This is a genomic window from Paenibacillus sp. J31TS4, from assembly GCF_018403265.1.
Classification (GTDB): domain Bacteria; phylum Bacillota; class Bacilli; order Paenibacillales; family NBRC-103111; genus J31TS4.
Genome location: NZ_BOSI01000001.1, coordinates 895,345 through 914,861, shown reverse-complemented (window position 1 = coordinate 914,861; position 19,517 = coordinate 895,345). Strand labels below are relative to the sequence as shown.

Below are 19,517 nucleotides of genomic sequence, written 5' to 3'. Positions count from 1 at the left end.
TTCGGCTCTCCTTTGCCTTAATTATTTGCCTATTTGCCGAGCAGGTCGAGATGTTTGCCGATGTGGCGGCGAAGGGCTAGGTCGTACGCATCTTCCTGATCGGTCAACGTCTGATAGAATTCGTCCCGGAACCGGCTGTTTCCTTGTTCGTCCTTTGCATTCAGCAAGATTCCGTACGTGATGTGAATGAGCTGACGCGCGTTGTTCTCGTCCATGTAGGACGGGAGCTCTTCGTCGCTCGTCTCGGCCAGCGGCCGGATGGCATTCCAGTCGGTCGTCACGTGGTAGTAGGCGAGCGCCTCCTCATAATGATCCAGCGCGTATTGATGCATTCTCCTGTACAGTCCGGGATTGACCCGCGCCACCGTACGGACCGCCTCGAGCCAGTTGGTGCCGGCCGTCTTCACATGGAACCGGCCGTTCGTATGCTTTGCGATGAGAGGGAAGACGCTAAACTTGTCACTGCCCGAATGGATGCTGAGCTTGTAGCTGAAGTGGTCGGCGATAGCTGCATGCACCTGCAGCTCCTCCTCGAACTTGGCGATATCGCCGATATAGTCGATGCCCTTCTGGAACTCGCCGCAGAAGCGGGGGGCCATGCTGTAGATGCGCACATCCTGCCGGTAGAGCTCGCTCGCCACCAGATAATGGGCGGCCGGATCGGTCGGCGTCAGCGTCTCGTCGATCGAGATCTCGAAGTCGATCGGGCGGGAAGAGGTGGCGATGTAGCGGTCGTAAATGTGCTTCATGAACACGATGGCTTCTCCGTACACGAGAACATATTCGATGAGGCGGCCGCGGTCGAACGCAATCGCGTGCGGTCCCACCCGGAACGTCCGGTCCAGGTATGCCGATTCGTAATGCTCGCGGACAGGAGCCGGCAGAATGCCGTACAGCGCCTCCCGTTCCTCGGCGGTCTTGTCTACGATCGTGTTGTCGATCTTCTCGGAGCAGTCCAGGGTCAGCATCGTGAAGCCCAGGTCTAGCGCCATCTCGATATCCCGCTCGACCTTCAGATGGTCGCCGTCCGCGCCGAAGCCGTCCCGGTAGCCTTCCTGAAAAGCCGCGAAGCAGGCGGCGTCAAGCACCTGCTTGTAATCGCGTCCCGTCAAATTCAGCTCGCGGATGCTCTGCTGCGCCAGGATTGGCAGGATGCCGCGGCCTCTCACCGTTTGGATATGACCGGGCGAAGCGAGACCCAGCCGGTCGCCTAGGCCGATCGTCGCCACCTCGGTGCCGAAGGCGCGGGGAGCGGTATAGGCCAGATACTTGTTCAGCACGAGCCGGTTCAGATGGGTGAGCGGGCACAGCTTGACCCCGTCCCGCTCTTCCCCGTCGAGCTCGTCGTAGAGGGGGCCGTCGCCCCAAACGGCAATCCGTTTGACGTCTGCATCCTGCACCATCAAAAGGCGGGTACCCTCATGCTCTGCATACGACTGCGGATACAATCTCCGGCCCTCTTCCTCCAGGCGCGCGGCGGCTTGCGCCGCGCTGTCTGGACCGTCTATCGTTTGAACTAGTGTCATCCATTCGCTCATCGGAATTCCTCCTTAAGGGGCTGTGCGTTCGGGCAAGACGACCAGGTCGCGGATCCGGACCGGCTGGCCGGTCTGCAGCGAACGGTTGCCGGCGATGCCGGTCAGGATCGACAGAGCGCCGTCGATATGGGAGGCGGCGCGGTTCAGCGGATCGGGCTCCGGTATGCCGAACAGATCGTTCAGCAGGACCGGGTCGCCGCCGCCGTGGCCGCCCGGGCGTTCCTCAATGGCGACCGAATAGGGTTCGGCGAACATCGGATGTACGGTAATCCGCTTGGACTTCAGGGCGCCCTCCTGCGCTTTGTCGCCGCCGGAATTGACATATGGCTGCTCAACGACATTGACCTCGAGCCGCCCCTTCGTCCCGTTGAAAACGACATTGTAGCCTTCCCAGGGCAGATAGGCGTTCAGCGAATAGGTAAGGATCGCCTTGCTCCGGTAACGGACCATGACCCCGAGCGTATCCTCAATGCTGATGCCGTCTCCAAAGACGCTCTGGTCGCGCTGGTAGCCGTCGTCTTTCTCGGCGTCCAGATAGAGCGCTTTCAAATGCGGGTTGTCTTCGAGATGCAGGGCGAACGGATCGTTCCTCGCCGCTTCGTTCCCATGGGCTCTCTGGTAGAACTGCGTGACGCCGCGCTTCTCGGCGTTGTCCCGGCCGTAGAACATGAGGCCCCCCATCGCGAACACCGTCTCCGGCTGAGAGCCGAGCCAAAAATTGACGAGATCGAAGTGGTGCGTCGACTTGTGCACGAGCAGGCCGCCGCTGTTGCGCTTGTCGCGGTGCCATCTGCGGAAGTAATCCGCTCCGTGCTTCGTGTTCAGCAGCCATTCGAAGTGGACGGACAGCACGTCGCCGACCGCACCGTCCCGGATCAGCTCGCGGATCTTGGTGTTGTGCGGGGCGTACCGGTAGTTGAACGTGACGCGCAGCTTGCGGCCGGTCCGCTGGATGGCGTCCAGAATGTCCCGGCACTTCTCTTCGTCGACGGTCATCGGCTTCTCGGAGACGACGTCGCAGCCGAGCTCCATTGCGCGGATGATGTACGTATGATGGGTCCGGTCGATCGACGTCACGATTACCGCGTCCGGCTTCTGCTCCTCGATCATCCGATCGAACGCCTCGGCCGGATAGACGGGAATGGAGGGGTGATCGTACTTCTCCGTCAGCAGGCGGTTCGCATAGGCAAGCCGCGTACCGTTCAGATCGCAGAACGCGACCAGCTCGGACGTCTCGCGAAACTCGCTTGCCAGAGCTCCATAGAAAAATTCCGCCCGTCCTCCGGTTCCCACCAGGGCGTATCGGGTACGTGCCATGCGTGCCATCTCCTTCTCCTACCGCTCGCTCGCCATGCTCTTCCAGGCCCGGCAAGAGCACGGGGAGAAGCTGGCCGAAGCAGGTAGTTGCATGAATTTGTCTTCCATATCCGCAATAGTAGCGCAAGAAAAGAACATAAACTATTCATTCTTTGCGCAAATCTCCGAATATATTGACAAATATTGCTGTTCTTTCCCGCAAGAATTGCTTTATAATGGCGGGAAAGGAGGCACGCGCATGAAGGGCTTTTCGATCGAGCGGGTGGCACGCAAATCGCCTTTCACGATGGCGATGCACCACTTTCACGACTATTATGAAATCTACTATCTGGCTGCGGGAGAGCGGCATTATTTTATCAAGGACCGCACGTACCCGGTGCAGGCCGGAGGGCTCGTCTTCATCGACAAGTACGATCTGCACAAGACGGCGGACAGCGGACCGGTCACCGATCACGAACGCATTCTGGTGCACTTCGACGACGAATTCCTGGAGGGATTTCGCGATCCCAGCCTCCTGTCGCCCTTCCGAAGCGCAACCAAGCGCATCCAGCTGACGGCGGAAGGGCAACGCCGGACCGAGGCCATCCTGCAGGCGATGCTCGAGGAGCAGAGGAGCCGCGGCGCGGATTCCGATACGTATCTTCGGGCGCTGCTCGCCCAGCTGCTCATCCTCTCGGGGAGGGCGATGCAGCCGGACCAGGAGGAGGAGGTTTCCTATGCGAGCCCTCTGCACAAGAAGATTTACGAGATCGTCGCCTATCTCAACGAGCATTACCGCTCGCCGGTTACGCTGACCGAGCTGGCGGAGACGCACTTCATTAGTCCTTACTACTTGAGCCGGACGTTTAAACAGGTGACGGGCTTTTCCTTCGTCGAATACTTGAACAGCGTGAGGATCAAGGAAGCCCAGCGGCTCCTGCTCGATACGGACGAGCGAATCACGGCGATTGCCGAGGAGGTTGGCTTCGAGTCGATTGCGCACTTCGGACGGGTCTTCAAGCAGCTGCTGCAGCAGACGCCGATGGCGTACCGCAAGACCGCCAGGAGCGGACAGCCGTCGATCGGCGAATAGTATCGAAGCGCCAGCCAGTGTTCCGTCGAACGTGGCGGCGGAATAAAAAAGCGAATCGTCCGCGGGCTGGGCCGGCGGGCGATTCGCTTTTTACTTACTTAACAATAAGGACCGGAATGGGCGAATGCTGGGCGACGTTGTGGCTGACGCTTCCGAGCATCATCTCGGTGAAGCCGCTATGGCCGCGGTTGCCGATGACGATCAGGTCGCAGCCCTGTTCCTTGGCGTATTCCAGAATCGTCTTGGCGGGCGGTCCCTGGTAAACGACGGCAGCTTGCGCATTCGGCAGACCGGCCGTTCTCCGGTTCGCTTCCTCGGCGATTTCCTCAGCTTCCTTCATTAGATCGGCCTCATAGTTGGCCGGCGGGGTAATCATCGCTTCTCCGATAATCATCGTGCGCAGGTTCATGATGTGCAGGACGTGGAGCTTGACCGATGCGTCTTCGCGGCAGAAGGCGATCGCTTTGTCCAATGCTTTGCTGGACGGTTCGGAGCCGTCGAAAGCGACGAGAATGTTGGTAAACAGCATAGGTCCTCACCTCAACAATAGAAATTGTGCAGTACGATCCCGTACCGTTCGCTTCCAGTTTACCCGGAATAGGCAGGGGAAACGGTGACATTTGTCACAGGAGAGCGAAGCGGCGGCGATCACCGCTTTTTCTTCTTTTTAAACCTGGGTGCCACGTAATTGCGCTTCCGGTCCCGGAAGAAGATCCATCCGCCGATAAACCAGACGCCGGCCGCGAACAGGACCAGACCCAGCAGGAATTTGCCCCAGAGAAAATGCGGGTCGTCCTCGGGATGGCCGAACTGGGCGAAGAATGCGTCCTTCATGGCCAGAAAGCCATAGGTAGCGGCGATGCCGGGGATGACGAGCAGGATAGCGGCGGCGAAGCGCGAAAGCGTGCTGTTCATGTTCGATTCCTCTTTCTCGCATGCGAGTCGTTCACCTTCCATCATACTCCCAAACGGGAGGCATGTCTAATTTGCAATCCCCCCTATATTTCGTGTAAAAAGGAAGAGTACAATAGAGGACAAAGCCGAGGCGGACCGTGAGCCGCCGCTTACATAGCTGACCAGAACCCGGAGCGCCGGGAAGTTAACGTTGGAGGGACTATTCGCTTATGAGCAAACCATATGATGTCGTCATACTCGGAGGAGGAACGGGAGGCTACGTAGCCGCCATCCGAGCGGCCCAGCTCGGTCTGGCGACCGCGATCGTCGAGAAGGAGAAGCTCGGCGGGACCTGCCTGCACAAGGGCTGCATTCCGAGCAAAGCGCTGCTGAGAAGCGCGGAGCTGCTCGCCCAGATGAAAAACAGCGAGACGTTCGGCATCGTAACCGAGTCGGTGGCCGTTGATTTTGCGCGTGTCCAGTCGCGCAAGCAGGGGATCGTCGACCAGCTCCACCGGGGTGTCGAATATTTGATGAAGAAAAACAAGATTGACGTCTACCGGGGCAGCGGACGGGTCATCGGTCCGTCGATCTTCTCGCCACGTAGCGGCTCGGTCGCCGTCGAATTCGAGGATGGGGAGTCCGAGACGCTGGTGCCGAGGCACCTCATTATCGCGACCGGCTCGCGGCCGCGCCTCCTGCCGGGCCTTGAAGCGGACGGGGAGACAGTGCTGACGAGCGACGACGCGCTGCGTCTGGAGACGCTGCCGGGCTCCATGCTGATCGTCGGAGGCGGCGTTATCGGTGTGGAATGGGCTTCGATGCTGAGCGACTTTGGCGTGGCCGTTACGCTGGTCGAATATGAGCCGCGTCTCCTGCCGCTGGAGGATGAGGAGGTGTCGCGCGAATTGGAGAAGCAGCTCCGGAAGAGGGGCGTGACGATTCACACGTCGGCCAAGGTGCTTCCGGACACGCTTGAGCGCGGCGACGGCTCCGTCAAGATCGAGGCGGAGGGCAAGGACGGACTTATAGCGCTGGAGGCGGACAAGCTGCTCGTCTCCGTCGGCAGACGAGGCAATGTCGAGAACCTGGGACTCGAGAATACGAACATCGCCATAGAGGGCGGGTTCATTCAGGTTAACGAGCATTTTCAGACTGCCGAATCGCACATCTACGCGATCGGGGACGTCATCGGCGGCGTGCAGCTCGCCCATGCCGCCAGCCATGAGGGACTGGCGGCCGTGGAGCATCTGGCTGGCGGCGAGCCGGTACGGCACGAGGCGCACCGGATTCCGCGCTGCATCTACAGCCGGCCCGAAGCGGCGAGCGTAGGCTGGACCGAGCAGGAGGCACGGGAGCGCGGCCACGCGGTCCGCGTCGGCAAGGTGCCGTTCACGGCGATCGGCAAAGCGCTCGTGCAAGGAGAGGCGGAGGGCTTCGTCAAGGTGGTCGCCGACGAGCGGACGGGCGACGTGCTCGGTGTCCATATGATCGGTCCCCATGTGACCGATCTGATTGCGGAGGCGGGACTCGCCCAGCTGCTCGATGCGACACCGTGGGAGATTGGACAAGCGGTCGCCCCGCACCCGACCTTGTCGGAGGCGCTGGCCGAGGCGATGCTCGCCGTACAGGGCCGGGCGATCGGAATCTAAGCGGACGACTGTTCAGAAGACAGACGCTGTGGTATGATAGACGGGAGCAAGTATTAGGACCAGGTATTAAATTACGGCAACAAGGCGTATGCTAGTAGAGACAGCCGGCCGAACAGACAGATCCCCGTCCATTCGGCGGAGGTGCGGTTTTGCGAGGCTGATGGCTGTCAGAGCTGAATTAAATCGGCTGCAGAGGCGACTCTGCAGCTTTAAGGAGACGGTGTCCGGGAGCGGGGGAGGTTCCTCGTTGTCACTGCCCGGACGCGGCGGTCCATAATGAAGGAGGGACTCCATGTCTGTCGGACAAATGACGAAACATCGTTCGCTGGGGCTGACCGATCGGGAAGCGGTGGAGATGTATTCGATGATGCTGAGAGCGCGCAAATTCGACGAGCGCGGTCTGGTGCTGCAGCGAAGCGGGAAGATCGCCTTCCACGTGTCGGGGATCGGCCAGGAGGCTGCCCAGGTCGGTGCGGCATTTGCGCTTGACCGCGAGAAGGACTACTACCTCCCCTATTACCGCGATTACGGCTTCGTCCTCAGCGTCGGCATGACGATGCGGGAATTGATGCTGTCCGTATTCGCCAAGGCCGAGGATCCGAACAGCGGGGGACGGCAGATGCCGGGCCATTTTGGCCACAAGAAGCTGCGGATCGTCACCGGCTCGAGTCCCGTGACGACGCAGGTGCCTCACGCGGTCGGTTTCGCGCTTGCCGCCAAGATGAAGCGCAAGGACTTCGTATCGTTCGCCACCTTCGGAGAAGGCTCCAGCAACCAGGGGGATTTTCACGAGGGCTGCAATTTTGCGGGCGTGCACAAGCTGCCGGTCATCCTTATGTGCGAGAACAACCAGTACGCCATCTCCGTTCCGCTTCACAAGCAGGTGGCCGGCCGGATCGTGGACCGCGCGGCGGGCTACGGCTTCCCGGGCGTTAGGGTGGACGGGAACGATCCGCTCGAGGTTTACCGCGTCGTGAAGGAAGCGCGGGAGAGAGCGGTGCGGGGCGAAGGCCCTACCCTGATCGAGGCGATGATGTACCGCGTCTCGCCCCACTCCACAGCGGACGACGATATGCTGTACCGGACAAAGGAAGAAGTTGAGGAGAACCGGAGCAAGGACGGGCTGCCGAGGTTCCGTCAATATTTGATCGACTGCGGCATATGGGACGATGCGAAGGAAGCGGAGCTGGAGCAGCAGCTCAAGATAGAAATCAACGACGCGACGCAGTATGCGGAAGCGGCGCCCCATGCGCAGCCGGAGGACCTGTTCCGGCACGTCTATGCGCAGCCGGGAAGGGAGGACTAAGCGTTGGCGGTTATCACATATTTAGAAGCAATCCGCTCCGCGATGGAGGAGGAAATGCGCCGCGACGAGAATGTGTTCGTGCTCGGCGAGGACGTCGGCAAGGGCGGGGTCAACAATGCGACCAAGCACCTGCGGGACCAGTTCGGCGAGGAGCGGGTGCTCGACACGCCTCTGGCCGAATCGGCCATCGCGGGCGTCGCGATCGGTGCGGCGATGTACGGCATGCGCCCGATCGCCGAGATGCAGTTCGCCGATTTCATCTTCCCGGCGACGAACCAGATCATCAGCGAGGCGGCCAAAATCCGCTACCGCTCGAACGGCGATTGGGACTGCCCGGTCGTCATCCGCGCTCCTTACGGGGCGACGGGCGGGGGAGCGCTCTACCACTCGCAATGTCCCGAATCGGTCTTTTTCGGAACGCCGGGTCTCGTGCTGGTCGCGCCCTCCACGCCGTATGACGCCAAGGGCCTCATGAAAGCGGCCGTACGGGGAGGGGACCCGGTCCTCTTCCTGGAGCACAAAAAATGCTACCTGATGATCTCCGGCGAGGTGCCGGACGACGATTATACCGTCCCGATCGGCAAAGCCTCCGTCGTTCGCGAAGGTACCGACATCACGGTCATTTCATACGGGATGACGGTTCATCATGTCCTCAAAGCGGCGGAGGAATTGGCGGCCAAGGAAGGCATCAGTGCGCATGTGCTGGACCTCCGGACGCTGCAGCCTCTCGACAAGGAAGCGATTCTGGAGGCCGCCGCCAAGACAGGCAAGGTGCTGATCGTTCATGAGGACAACAAGACGGGCGGAGTAGGCGCCGAAGTGTCGGCGATTATCTCTGAGGAGCTGTTCTTCGAGCTGGACGCCCCGATCATGCGGCTGTGCGGTGAGGATGTGCCGGCCGTGGGCATGAGTCCGATTCTGGAGAAGGCGTTCCTGATCAATCCGGAAAAAGCCAAGGAAGCGATGAGGCGGCTGGCCGAGCTGTAGGCCGGCTCCCAGCCATCGAGGCACACTGGCGAAGGGAGTCCCGGAGAGCCGCGTATCGGCCCAAAGCCGGACCGGCAGATACACCCGATAGGAGGACGAACGATGAACGAAGCAAACGGGATCGAGACAGCCGTCACGGTGCCCCACCTGGCGGAGACGCTTGTCTCCGCGACGGTGGGCAAGTGGCTGAAGCAGCCCGGCGACTATATCGAGCAGTACGACGTCCTGTGCGAGCTGATGACCGACAAGGTGAACGTGGAGATGCCGTCTCCCATAGAAGGCACCTTGACCCGGATCGTCGTCGGCGAGAACAAGACGGCTGAGGTTGGAGAAGTGATTTGTTACATAGCGGTGCCCGCATCGGCGGCCGCAGAGGCAGGAGCGCATGCCGGCGGGGATGCGGCGCAGACGGCCGGAAACGGAGAAGCTTCACAAGAGGCAGAAGCCGAAGGTGGCATGCGGGCAAGGTATTCTCCCGCCGTGCTCAAGCTGGCGCAGGAGCATCAGCTTGATCTGAGCCGCATCCGGGGAACCGGGCTGGGCGGACGGATTACGCGCAAAGACGTCTTGGCGCATATCGAAAGCGGGGCGCACAAAACCGCATCCGTCAGTGCGGCTCCAGCTGCCCTGCCGTCCGCGCAGGCGCCACAAGTCCCTGCCGCTCCGGTCGCGGGCGAACGGGACGACAAGGCTCTCGCTCCCGTCCGCTCGACGGGGCTCCATTTGACGCAGGATCCGCCGATTTCCTGGGTCGAGCTGGAGGAGGAGAAGGCGAGCCGAGGAGAATATCTCCTGGACGTGAGCCCGATCCGCAACACCATCGCCAGCCGGATGCGCCAGAGTGTGTCCGAGATTCCGCACGCTTGGACGATGATCGAGGTCGACGTGACGAATCTCGTCGTGCTGCGCAACAAGTGGAAAGAAGAATTCATGCGCAAGGAAGGCATCAATCTGACTTACCTCGCCTTCCTGCTCAAGGCGGTCGTGAATGCGATCAAGGACTACCCGATTCTGAACTCGGTCTGGGCGGTCGACAAGATTATCGTCAAGCGCGACATCAATCTGTCTCTCGCCGTCGGGACGGAGGATATGGTGGTCACGCCCGTCATCAAGAACGCGGACCAGAAAAATATCGCCGGGCTCGCCCACGAGATCGACGATTTGACGAAGCGGGCAAGAGCGGGCAAGCTGACGCTGAACGATCTGCAGGGCGGTACGTTTACCGTGAACAACACAGGCTCGTTCGGCTCGATTCTGTCCTATCCGATCATCAACTATCCGCAGGCGGCCATCCTGACGTTCGAATCGATCGTGAAAAAGCCGGTCGTCATCCAAGACATGATCGCCGTCCGTTCGATGGTGAATCTGTGCCTGTCGCTGGATCACCGGATTCTGGACGGCGTCATTTGCGGCCGGTTCCTCCAGCGGATCAAGGAAAATCTCGAAAGCTACACCCCGGATACGAAGCTGTATTGAGGTGTGGCCCAAACATAAGAAAAGCCGGTCCCGGCGACGGGATCGGCTTATTGAAACAGGAAGCTGAAGCTGAACAACAGCGTGGAGATCACCATGCTGAACAGCATGACGAACACGACCACACGGAACCATTTATTCGCGTTTCTCATTTTTTGGGTTTCCACTCCTCGAATGTAGGGGATGACAGGCCGAGCCTTATCTTATTGTAACGTAAGTAACCATTGGGAGGAAGTCCGATGATCCAAAAAGAGCGGCTGGTCCGGCAGTTCATGGAACTGGTGCAGGTGGACAGCGAAACGAAGCATGAAGAGGATATCAGCAAAGTATTGACAGAGCAGTTCGGCGCGCTCGGCCTGAGCGTCGTCGAGGACGATTCCAAGGAGCGCTCCGGGCACGGGGCGGGCAACCTGATCTGCAATCTCGAAGCGACGCCCGGCGCCGAAGAAGCGCCGGTGCTCTTCTTCACTTCCCACATGGACACCGTCACGCCGGGCAAGGGCATCCGGCCCCGCATCGACGCCGACGGCTTCATCCGAAGCGACGGCACCACCATCCTCGGCAGCGACGACAAGGCGGGGATCGCCGCGATGCTGGAGGTCATTCGGGTGCTCAAGGAGACAGGCGCGAAGCACGGCCGCATCCAGTTCGTCATCACGGCGGGCGAAGAATCGGGTCTCGCCGGCGCGCGCGCCATGGATCCAAAATGGATGGAAGCGGACTTCGGCTACGCACTTGATTCGAACGGCAAGGTCGGCACGATTGCCGTCGCGGCGCCCGCCCAGTCCAAAATTCATATGACCTTCACTGGCAAATCCGCGCATGCCGGCGTCAATCCGGAAGACGGCGTCAGCGCCATCACGATCGCCAGCAAGGCGGTGTCCCGCATGCCGCTCGGCCGGATCGACTTCGAGACGACGGCGAACATCGGCAGCTTCTCGGGCGGCGGCCCGACCAATATCGTCTGCGAGCAGGCGCAGCTCGTCGCGGAGGCCCGCAGCCTCGTGATGGAGAAGCTGGAGAAGCAGCTGGCGGCGATGCAGCAGGCTTGCGAGTCGGCGGCCGCGGATATGGGCGGCTCGGTCGATTTCTCCAGTGTCATCGTGTACCCGTCGTTCAAGTTTGACGAGAGCGCTCCGGTCGTGCGACTGGCAATGGAGGCGGCACGCAAGATTGGCAAGACGCCCGGCACGTTCCATACCGGCGGCGGCAGCGACGCCAACATTTTTAACGGAATGGGCATTCCGACCGTCAACCTGGCGGTTGGCTACGAGCACATCCATACGACGAAGGAGCAGATCGAGGTTGCCGAGCTGGTCAGCCTGGCCGAGCTCGTGCTGGCCATCATCGGCGAAGTGGCGGAAGGCCGCACGGCGTAGAAGCGGCTTCCCGAACACGCCTTGAACCGTCTCACAATGTCTATCAACTGCAAGCCCGGCGGCGCGAGCCTGCCGGGCTTGCTTCGTTCCGGTCGAGCGCCTGCGGGAAGGGAACAATTCCAGCGAAGTTTGCCAACAAAAGGAGCCGCTTGCTACAATGGTAAAGCCCGCATTGGACGGGAACAGGTTGTCGATTGGAAGGAGAGAACCATTATGCAGTACAGCATCTGGCAAGGGGATTCCATCCGTCTTCGGGCACTGGAGCCCCAAGATGCCGACACGCTTTATCGGTGGGGGCTGGACGACGAGATGTCGCAGCACTTTGACCGCATCGCTTTTCCGCAGTCCCGGGACAGCGTCCGGCAGCTGATCGAGAAGCATGCCGCGCGGGGAGAGCATGACAATTTCCGGTGGATGGCGGAGAATCGAGAGGGCACACCGGTTGGCTCTATCCTCACTTTTTCGTGCGATCCCCGCTCCGGCACGTTCCGCTATGGCCTGGCCGTGGATCGGGAGTATTGGGGAAGAGGCTATGCGCGCGAGATGATCAAGCTCGTCTTCGCGTATTACTTTTTTGAATTGAATTACCAGAAGGCAAACGCTATCGTCTATTCCTTCAACAAACGGTCCATCCGGCTGCATGAGAAGCTGAGGTTCGCGGTAGAAGGCAGACAGCGCCGCATGCTGTATGCGAACGGACAGTATCATGACCAGCTGCTGTTCGGCATGACGAGAGAAGAATTCGAATCGGTCTTCCCAGGATGATCGGCCGCCGGCGCTCCATCGTCAGACATCGGACAGGCCGCTCGGAAATCCGACCGGCACAATGGGGAGGCCACATATTTTCGGCTATAGGATATAGGAGAGGATGAATCGTACATGCTGCGCAAGCTGTTATGCGCGGAGACGGCGGCGGCAGCGGCTGCCGTCATCATCGCCATTTGGCTTCTTATGGTGAAGCCGCTCGTCGGCATGGCCAACAACGGAGATTTCGAACGCATCATGGGCTCGGCCGGCTTGTCTTACATAACCCAGGAGTATGCGGACAAATATTTCAGCTATTTCACAAGCGACTACCAGATCACGGGGAACGTGCTGACGGCGCTGGGCGGCTACGTCTCCTCCCAGGTGCTGCTCGTCAAGCTGGCGGGGCTGCTGAACGTCCTGATGGATCCGAACTACTTTGACATTCGCTTCCTGGCCGCTCTGTACACGCTGCTCCTCGGAGCCGCCTTCTATCTGATCGTCCGCGCCTGCCGGACTGAATTCGCCGCGACCAGCTGGATAGTTGCGGCCGTGCTCGTGGTCGTGTTCGCGGACGGGGGGTATCTCGCGTATTTCAATTCCTTGTTCGGTGAGCCCGTATCCCTGCTGTTCCTGCTCCTGACCTTCGGCCTTGGCCTCTTGCTGGCGGCAAGGGAACGGGCTTCGGTCGGCTGGCTCGTCTTGTTTTACGTGGCGGCTATTTTCGTGACGGGCGCCAAGGTGCAGAACGCGCCGATCGGCATCTTTCTGCTCCTGACCGGCCTGCGGCTGTGGCGGATGCACAGCGACCGGGCCTGGCGGCGTACCGTCGTCGCCGGCTCAGTGCTGCTGGCTTTGACGGCGGGGATCATTTACCTGTCGATCGACCCGAGCATCAAGATCATCAACAAATACCAGACGGTCTTCTACGGCATCCTCAAGGATTCTCCGACGCCGGAGAAGGATCTGAAGGAGCTGGGCCTGCCCGAGGAGTGGGCGGTGCTGAAGAATACGAATTACTTTATTCCGGATCTGCCGATCGACATCAAGGATCCGGCCTTCGAGCAAGTGCTGAACGAGAAGATCAGCCATGCTCGGGTAGGGCTCTTTTATCTCAAGCATCCGGCCCGTTTCTGGTCCAAGCTCGAGGCGGCGGCGGACAACGCCTTTGCGATCAAGCCGTCGTATCTCGGCAACTACGAAAAAACCGAGGGCAAGCCTCCCGGCGCTCTATCGCATTTCTTTACGCTATGGAGTTCTTTCAAGCAATCCGTATTGCCGCACTCGCTTCCCGGCTTGATCGCGTTTCTCCTGGCCTATCTGATTGTATGGGCCAGCTGGTACAGGAGAACCCGGGATGAACGGGGCCGGTTCCGACTTGAGCTGCTGCTGCTCCTGCCAGTCATCGGCCTGTTGAATTACATGGTGCCTCTCATCGGCGACGGAGAGGCCGATCTGGCCAAGCACTTGTTTCAATTCAATGTCTGCTTCGACATGATGGTTGTCGCGGCGGTAGTCTGGGCCGTCTATGCGAACGGGCTGCGGACCAAAAGAATCCGGGCGCTTACCGGAAAGGGATGACCTTCGACCGGTGGCCGCCGCGAGACTCCCGATGGGCGGCATGGCGCGGCGCCCCGCTGTCGACTCGGGCAAGCAGGCCGGCAAGCGTGGCAGTCTTAGCGTCGGTACGGTCGACGAGACGGCCCAGCATGGCTTTCACTTCCCATGCCTTGCCGACGAGACGAAGACGGTCAGGTGCGTAATAACTTTTCATAGTAGGAAGTCCCCCTAGCTCGGATGAAATCGTTCGTTTCTTCAACATATGGAGAGATGGGACAAGATATACCTGTCGGGGACAAATCGCAGGGCGGGAGCTATAGGAGGAGGACAAGACGATGAACAACAAATTCGAAGAGAAGACGATCAAGACCGACACGATCTTCGAAGGCAGGATCATTACCGTGCAGGTGGAAGAGGTGGAGCTGCCGAACGGCTCCGTCTCTACCCGTGAGATCGTGCGCCATCCGGGCGCAGTCTGCGTCCTCGCGCTGAAGGGCGACCGGATGCTCGTCGTCGAGCAGTACCGCAAGGCGCTGGGACGCTCGCAGGTCGAGATTCCGGCCGGCAAGCTAGAGCCTGGCGAGGATCCGGAGGCGGCGATCCGCCGCGAGCTAGAGGAAGAGACCGGCTACAGCTGCGTCCAGCTGCGCCGCCTTCATTCGTTCTATACGTCGCCTGGCTTCGCGGACGAGCTCATCCATCTGTACCTCGCCGAGGATCTGAAGGCCGGAGAGGCCCGTCCCGACGAGGATGAGTTCCTTGAGGTGGAGGAGCTTACGTTCGACGAAGCGAAGCGGTATATCGCCGAAGGACGGATCAGCGACGCCAAGACGATCATGGCCGTCTACGCCTGGCAGGTCTACCGGATCACCGGAGAAGCACAATGAACCCGTATTACGCTGACCTTCACATCCACATCGGGCGAACTGACAACGGGACGCCGGTCAAAATCAGCGGCGCGCGAGATTTGACGTTCTACAACATTGCGAAGGAAGCGTCCGAGCGCAAGGGCATCGACATCGTCGGCATTATCGACAGCCATTCTCCGGCGGTGCAGGCCGATATCGTCCGCTGCCTGGATAGCGGGGAGATGACCGAGCTCCCGGGAGGGGGCATCCGTTATCACCGGACGACGATCATCCTTGGCAGCGAGATCGAGGTGCGCGACCCCGGCATGGGGCCGGCCCATCTGCTCGTCTATTTTCGCGATCTGGCTACCATGCAGGCATTCACCGATTGGATGCGGCCGTATATGAAAAATGTCGTGCTCAGCTCGCAGCGCATCCGCGTACCGGCTCGCGTCCTGCAGGAGGAGGTGCTGGGGCGGGGCGGCATGGTCATCCCGGCGCATATTTTTACGCCCCACCGGAGTATCTACGGCAGCTGTACGCGGTGTATGGCCGATCTGCTGGACGTGGACCGGCTCGCCGCCGTCGAGCTGGGCCTCAGCTCCGACACGGAGATGGCGGGCTGCTTGTCCGAGCTGGACCGGCTCCCGTTCGTCACGAATTCGGACGCGCATTCGCTTGGCAAGATCGCCAGAGAATACAACCGTCTCCAGCTCGCCGAGCCCAGCTACGACGAACTGGTGCAGGCGCTGGCGGGACAGGATGGACGGGGCATCCTCGCGAACTACGGGCTGAATCCGAGACTGGGCAAGTACCACCGCACCTTCTGCGCCGCCTGCGAGTCGATTCTGGACGAGGAGCAGCTGGCGGTCGAGCGCTGCCTCTATTGCGGCAGCCACAAGATCGTCCGGGGAGTCGCCGACCGGATCCGCGAGATCGCCGACCGCGACGAACCGGGAGCGGTTAGTTCCCGGCCGCCGTATTATTTTCAGGTGCCGCTCGAGTTCATCCCAGGTCTAGGACCGCGCAAGCGGGAGGCGCTGCTGGACCGGTTCGGCACCGAAATGGCGATTCTGCACGAGGCTCCGCTGGAGCAGATTGCCGAGACGGCGGGGGAGCCCGTGGCTGATGAGATCGGCCGGGCCAGAAGAGGCGAGCTCGGCGTCGTAGCGGGAGGCGGCGGTCAGTACGGCCGGATCGCGCCCCGGAAGCCGAATGCGGACTGAGGCGGGCGGGACGGCCTGCCGGAAGTCTGAGCTTCGGTCCTTTAACGCCCTTCCTCTGTGAGCCGGCTCATGGCTCATGGAGAGAGGGCGTTTTCTCGTTCCGGGAGAGTCCGTTTAGGAATACGGGCCGGCTCTTTCGCATATCGTGAACCAACGAGTCGGACGAGAGGAGGAAGCCCAATGCCGAAGCCGTCGGGATTGTTTCAGAGAGAGCCGATGTCGTATTACTTATTCGTCGGCGCCTTGTTTTTGACAGGGGTTGTCTTCGGCTCGGTTATGGTGAACGCGCTCACGCTGGAGCAGAAGGAAGAGATCGCCCGCCATCTGGGCGGGTTTTTCGATTTGGTTACACTCGGGACAGGCTTTGACGCGAAGCAGTCCTTTTTCGATGCGCTGGGCATGAACCTCAAGTGGGTCGTTCTCATCTGGCTGCTGGGTCTGTCGGTGATCGGAATGCCGCTTATCTTTGCGCTGGATTTTCTGAAAGGGGTGCTGATCGGCTTTACGGTCGGCTACCTGGTCGGGACCTACTCCTGGAAAGGCATGCTGTTCGCACTCGTCTCGGTCGCGCCGCAGAATCTGATTGCCATTCCAGTCATTCTCGCCGCGAGCGCCGGAGCGATGTCCTTCTCCATTCTGCTAGTGCGCAACCGCTTCTGGCAGCGTGGAGGGAGCGTCTACGCCTCTTTCCTTCACTATTCCTCGGGAGCGATGGTGCTCGCCCTGCTCATGATCGGCGTGTCGCTGTTCGAGGCGATGGTAAGTCCGGTCATGATGAAGTGGGTCACGCCGTTCCTGCAAGGATAACCGGCCAAACCCGCCGCTGCCTCCGGCTGGACATGACTGGCAAGGGAGGCTCCGCTGCGACTCGCCTGTCTGAGCGCAGCCAGGGCCTATAAAGGGTTTGACTTTGGTAAAGAACTCCCCCTATAATGAGAACAGGTGACCGTAGATATACGCCACCGCTTGTTGTCGTCACACCAATCAGCAAGGTAGAGGTCCCTGCAGAAGCCTGTACCGGGCGTTCAAGGGATCGCTAGGGGGAGGGAATATGGAAGCGCGGATTGAAAAGATCAAACAGCAGCTGCAGTCCCAAGGGTATAAGCTGACTCCCCAGCGAGAAGCCACGGTTCGCGTGCTTTTGGAGAATGAAGAGGACCATCTGAGCGCAGAAGACGTCTTTATGTTGGTCAAGGACAAATTTCCCGAGATCGGACTCGCCACCGTATACCGGACGCTCGAGCTCCTAAGCGAGCTGCACGTTCTGGAGAAGATGAACTTCGGCGACGGCGTCGCCCGCTACGATCTTCGCAACGACAGCACGCACCATCATCATCACCATCTCATCTGCGTGCAGTGCGGGGCGGTTGACGAAATCATGGACGACTGGCTCACTCCGTTGGAGGAGAGACTTGAAGCCGAATATAATTTCAAGGTGCTGGATCACCGCCTGGATTTTCAGGGGATCTGCCACCGCTGCATCGATAAACGAAGCGAGCCGGCCGAACCGGTTGGCCGTATAAGAGGAAAACACTCGTAAGCCTGGGCTTGCCGAGTGTTTTTTTGTTTCCGGAGAAGGGGAAAGGGCCGGAAGCGGCACGCAGCCGCTCCCGGGATGGTCTTCTAGGCGAGGCGTACCGCTCTGGCGGCATTCAGGACACCGGCTCCTTGAGCCAGCGGGCTGTAGCCTTTGAGCGGCCGGGCGGTCGCCTTCATCAGCTTCTTCACCCGGGCGGGCGTAAGACGGGGATTGGCCCGCAGCAGCAGAGCCGCGGTTCCGGAAGCGTGGGGGCATGCCATGGACGTCCCGTCCAGCGAGGCGTAGCCACGGTTCAAGTAGGTGGAGCAGATGGCCTGACCGGGAGCGGCGACGTCAATCCCGGCTCCCCGGCTGCTGAATGACGCGATCCTGCCTTCGCGGGTCGAGGCCGCGACGGCGATCGTCTCGGGATAGCGGGCGGGATAGTCGAGGCCACCCGACTTGGCACCGTTGTTGCCAGCCGAGGCCGTTAAGACGATGCCCTGCTTATGAGCCTTGCGGATCATCGTTCGCAGGGAGGGACTGTTCGTCAGCAGGCCGAAGCTCATGTTGATCACTTGCATCCGGTTGCGGATGCACCAGTCGATGCCTTCGACTAGGTCGGAGACATAGCCAGTGCCGAACTGGTTGAACGCCTTAACGGCGTACAGCGAGGCTCGGGGGGCCGCTCCGACAACGCCGAACCGGTTGTTCAGTGCCGCGATCGTGCCCGCGACATGCGTGCCGTGCCCGTTGTCGTCGAGCGAGGACCCGCCGTCGATCGTGTTCACCCCGCCGGCAATCTTCAGATCGGGATGCCGGGCGATCCCAGTGTCGAGCACCGCGACGCGGATCTGCTTGCCCTGATTGCGAGAAAAAAGCAGGGGAGCCCCGATTCGGCGGATTCCCCATGGAACGACCTGGGGAGGCCGGTTGGAGGCGCAGGAAGCGTGCAGCCTGGCGCGACTGCCGGAGCGAGGCCCCACGTTGTGAATGCGCAGGCGGCGATCCGCCTCGACGCGCTTTACCAATGCATGCTGCCTCAGCGGGGTGAGGTCGGCGTGAAGAGGAAACCGGCACAACACGGCGCGCAGACAGCGGATGGCTTTGAACGGATGCACCTTGTTTGCGCGCAGATGCTTCAGGCAGAGCCGGTAGCCTTTCTCGGTATGGAACACGAGCAGATGCCTCTTAAGCTTGGCGGGGCGTGCTTGAGCAGCAGAAGGCGGCTGCGCGAGCGCCTCCTTCAGCAGCTTGGACAGGGATGACATGGAGCATTCTCTCCGTTTCCGTGGAATTGACGAATCGCCGGCAGGCACGGCTGCCGTGTCCTTCAGTGTATGCCCGGGCAGCCTGGCCGGTTAGGCAGGCCCCCGCCCAACCCGGAGCGGCGTCTCGGCCGCTCCACCGCCTGGTCGTTCGGGCAGGCACTTACCAGCCGGCTGATTGGCGCAGCACTATGTGCCTTTCCGCGGGGATATCTACGGTTCGCCATCTTCCGCACATCAGCGGCCACCGGCGGCGGTACGTCAGTCCTGCCCGGTATACAGGCCGGATCTCGGACATACTCTATCCACAAGGACAGGTTTGGAAAGGAGTGGGTCTCCATGATCGTCCCGCTGCGCAAATGGCTGTACCGGGCCCGATTTCTGCTGTTGTTCTTGCTGCTGACAATCGTCCTCTATCAAGTGATGAGCGTCCTGTCGGTCTGGATCGAGCCGTTCCCCAAATATCGCGAGCCGGAGGGGCGGGCGGTCAAGGTGTTCATCCACCAGGCTGTCGAAGCCGGCCGGGATACGACGTTCATCGAGCGGCTGAAGCTGTTCCTGTGGTACGGAGAATAGAGGGAGCGGAGAGCGATGCGCGCGGCGGTCCGGTTCCCTTTCGAATGCCGGATGCGGGGCACGCGGTCCGAGGGCCGCATCCCTGTGCTGCCTCCTCTTCGTCGTTTCTCGTTCCGGGCATCGGCTTGCAATCCCGAGCCAAATGCAGGAAACTAAGG

At 60.7% G+C, this 19,517-nt stretch carries 20 protein-coding genes; 13 read left to right on the top strand and 7 right to left on the bottom strand.

Features of this window, described 5'->3' with window-relative positions; all coding sequences use genetic code 11:
* Nucleotides 1-29 precede the first annotated feature (29 nt).
* Complete coding sequence (locus tag KJS47_RS04175) at nt 30-1,538, bottom strand: tagaturonate epimerase family protein (protein ID WP_213523034.1); 1,509 nt, start codon at nt 1,536-1,538, stop codon at nt 30-32.
* Nucleotides 1,539-1,550: 12 nt separating this feature from the next.
* Entirely contained in the window at nt 1,551-2,855 is a 1,305-nt protein-coding gene (locus KJS47_RS04170) for a Gfo/Idh/MocA family oxidoreductase (RefSeq protein WP_213523032.1), read from the bottom strand.
* Between the two features lie 238 nt (nt 2,856-3,093).
* Between KJS47_RS04170 and KJS47_RS04165 the strand changes: the two genes are divergently transcribed.
* Complete coding sequence (locus tag KJS47_RS04165; protein WP_213523030.1) at nt 3,094-3,927, top strand: helix-turn-helix transcriptional regulator; 834 nt, start codon at nt 3,094-3,096, stop codon at nt 3,925-3,927.
* Nucleotides 3,928-4,021: 94 nt separating this feature from the next.
* Here the strand turns inward: KJS47_RS04165 and KJS47_RS04160 are convergent, their stop codons facing one another.
* Nucleotides 4,022-4,456 carry a universal stress protein gene (locus KJS47_RS04160; RefSeq protein WP_213523028.1) on the bottom strand — a complete coding sequence of 145 codons (435 nt, stop codon included), beginning with the start codon at nt 4,454-4,456 and terminating at the stop codon, nt 4,022-4,024.
* Nucleotides 4,457-4,575: 119 nt separating this feature from the next.
* Nucleotides 4,576-4,842, bottom strand: coding sequence for a DUF2627 domain-containing protein (locus KJS47_RS04155; RefSeq protein ID WP_213523026.1), 267 nt, complete (start codon nt 4,840-4,842; stop codon nt 4,576-4,578).
* 209 nt (nt 4,843-5,051) lie between these two features.
* Between KJS47_RS04155 and lpdA the strand changes: the two genes are divergently transcribed.
* The 4 genes from lpdA (at nt 5,052) to KJS47_RS04135 (ending at nt 10,242) form a co-directional block, all read left to right on the top strand.
* Entirely contained in the window at nt 5,052-6,473 is a 1,422-nt protein-coding gene (gene lpdA, locus KJS47_RS04150) for a dihydrolipoyl dehydrogenase (protein ID WP_213523024.1), read from the top strand.
* Nucleotides 6,474-6,765: 292 nt separating this feature from the next.
* Nucleotides 6,766-7,779 (top strand): thiamine pyrophosphate-dependent dehydrogenase E1 component subunit alpha, encoded by a 1,014-nt coding sequence (locus KJS47_RS04145; RefSeq protein ID WP_213523022.1) that lies wholly within the window; start codon nt 6,766-6,768, stop codon nt 7,777-7,779.
* A gap of 3 nt (nt 7,780-7,782) precedes the next feature.
* Nucleotides 7,783-8,766: an alpha-ketoacid dehydrogenase subunit beta gene (locus KJS47_RS04140; RefSeq protein WP_213523020.1), complete on the top strand. Its 984-nt coding sequence runs from the start codon at nt 7,783-7,785 to the stop codon at nt 8,764-8,766.
* Nucleotides 8,767-8,868: 102 nt separating this feature from the next.
* A complete protein-coding gene (locus KJS47_RS04135; RefSeq protein ID WP_213523018.1) occupies nt 8,869-10,242 on the top strand; it encodes a dihydrolipoamide acetyltransferase family protein in 1,374 nt (457 codons plus the stop codon).
* Between the two features lie 47 nt (nt 10,243-10,289).
* Here KJS47_RS04135 and prli42 read toward each other — a convergent pair whose 3' ends face one another.
* Nucleotides 10,290-10,391 carry a stressosome-associated protein Prli42 gene (gene prli42 / locus KJS47_RS04130; RefSeq protein WP_213523017.1) on the bottom strand — a complete coding sequence of 34 codons (102 nt, stop codon included), beginning with the start codon at nt 10,389-10,391 and terminating at the stop codon, nt 10,290-10,292.
* Nucleotides 10,392-10,478: 87 nt separating this feature from the next.
* Between prli42 and KJS47_RS04125 the strand changes: the two genes are divergently transcribed.
* The 3 genes from KJS47_RS04125 to wsfD all read left to right on the top strand — a co-directional run bounded on the left by KJS47_RS04125 (nt 10,479) and on the right by wsfD (nt 13,943).
* Complete coding sequence (locus KJS47_RS04125) at nt 10,479-11,618, top strand: M20/M25/M40 family metallo-hydrolase (protein WP_213523015.1); 1,140 nt, start codon at nt 10,479-10,481, stop codon at nt 11,616-11,618.
* Nucleotides 11,619-11,831: 213 nt separating this feature from the next.
* Nucleotides 11,832-12,383, top strand: coding sequence for a GNAT family N-acetyltransferase (locus KJS47_RS04120; RefSeq protein WP_213523013.1), 552 nt, complete (start codon nt 11,832-11,834; stop codon nt 12,381-12,383).
* A 114-nt stretch (nt 12,384-12,497) separates the two neighbouring features.
* Nucleotides 12,498-13,943: a glycan biosynthesis hexose transferase WsfD gene (gene wsfD, locus KJS47_RS04115; RefSeq protein ID WP_213523011.1), complete on the top strand. Its 1,446-nt coding sequence runs from the start codon at nt 12,498-12,500 to the stop codon at nt 13,941-13,943.
* On the opposite strand, the gene mciZ is transcribed toward wsfD, so the two are convergent.
* The gene (gene mciZ, locus KJS47_RS04110; RefSeq protein ID WP_213523009.1) at nt 13,927-14,136 is read right to left on the bottom strand and encodes a Z-ring formation inhibitor MciZ; all 210 of its coding nucleotides are present in this window, start codon (nt 14,134-14,136) and stop codon (nt 13,927-13,929) included. The genes wsfD and mciZ overlap by 17 nt on opposite strands.
* A 121-nt stretch (nt 14,137-14,257) precedes the next feature.
* On the opposite strand from mciZ, the gene KJS47_RS04105 reads away from it, so the two are divergent.
* The 4 genes from KJS47_RS04105 to fur all read left to right on the top strand — a co-directional run bounded on the left by KJS47_RS04105 (nt 14,258) and on the right by fur (nt 17,536).
* Nucleotides 14,258-14,809, top strand: a complete 552-nt coding sequence (locus KJS47_RS04105; RefSeq protein ID WP_213523007.1) for an NUDIX domain-containing protein — start codon at nt 14,258-14,260, stop codon at nt 14,807-14,809.
* Nucleotides 14,806-15,996, top strand: coding sequence for an endonuclease Q family protein (locus KJS47_RS04100; protein ID WP_213523005.1), 1,191 nt, complete (start codon nt 14,806-14,808; stop codon nt 15,994-15,996). The genes KJS47_RS04105 and KJS47_RS04100 overlap by 4 nt, the downstream gene beginning before the upstream one ends.
* Nucleotides 15,997-16,176: 180 nt before the next feature.
* Nucleotides 16,177-16,803 carry a stage II sporulation protein M gene (gene spoIIM / locus KJS47_RS04095; RefSeq protein ID WP_213523003.1) on the top strand — a complete coding sequence of 209 codons (627 nt, stop codon included), beginning with the start codon at nt 16,177-16,179 and terminating at the stop codon, nt 16,801-16,803.
* 244 nt (nt 16,804-17,047) lie between these two features.
* Nucleotides 17,048-17,536, top strand: a complete 489-nt coding sequence (fur, locus tag KJS47_RS04090) for a ferric iron uptake transcriptional regulator (protein ID WP_213523001.1) — start codon at nt 17,048-17,050, stop codon at nt 17,534-17,536.
* A gap of 83 nt (nt 17,537-17,619) precedes the next feature.
* Here the strand turns inward: fur and KJS47_RS04085 are convergent, their stop codons facing one another.
* A complete protein-coding gene (locus tag KJS47_RS04085; RefSeq protein WP_213522999.1) occupies nt 17,620-18,786 on the bottom strand; it encodes a S8 family peptidase in 1,167 nt (388 codons plus the stop codon).
* A gap of 336 nt (nt 18,787-19,122) precedes the next feature.
* On the opposite strand from KJS47_RS04085, the gene KJS47_RS04080 reads away from it, so the two are divergent.
* Nucleotides 19,123-19,359 (top strand): DUF4227 family protein, encoded by a 237-nt coding sequence (locus KJS47_RS04080; RefSeq protein ID WP_213522997.1) that lies wholly within the window; start codon nt 19,123-19,125, stop codon nt 19,357-19,359.
* The last annotated feature ends 158 nt before the right edge of the window (nt 19,360-19,517 follow it).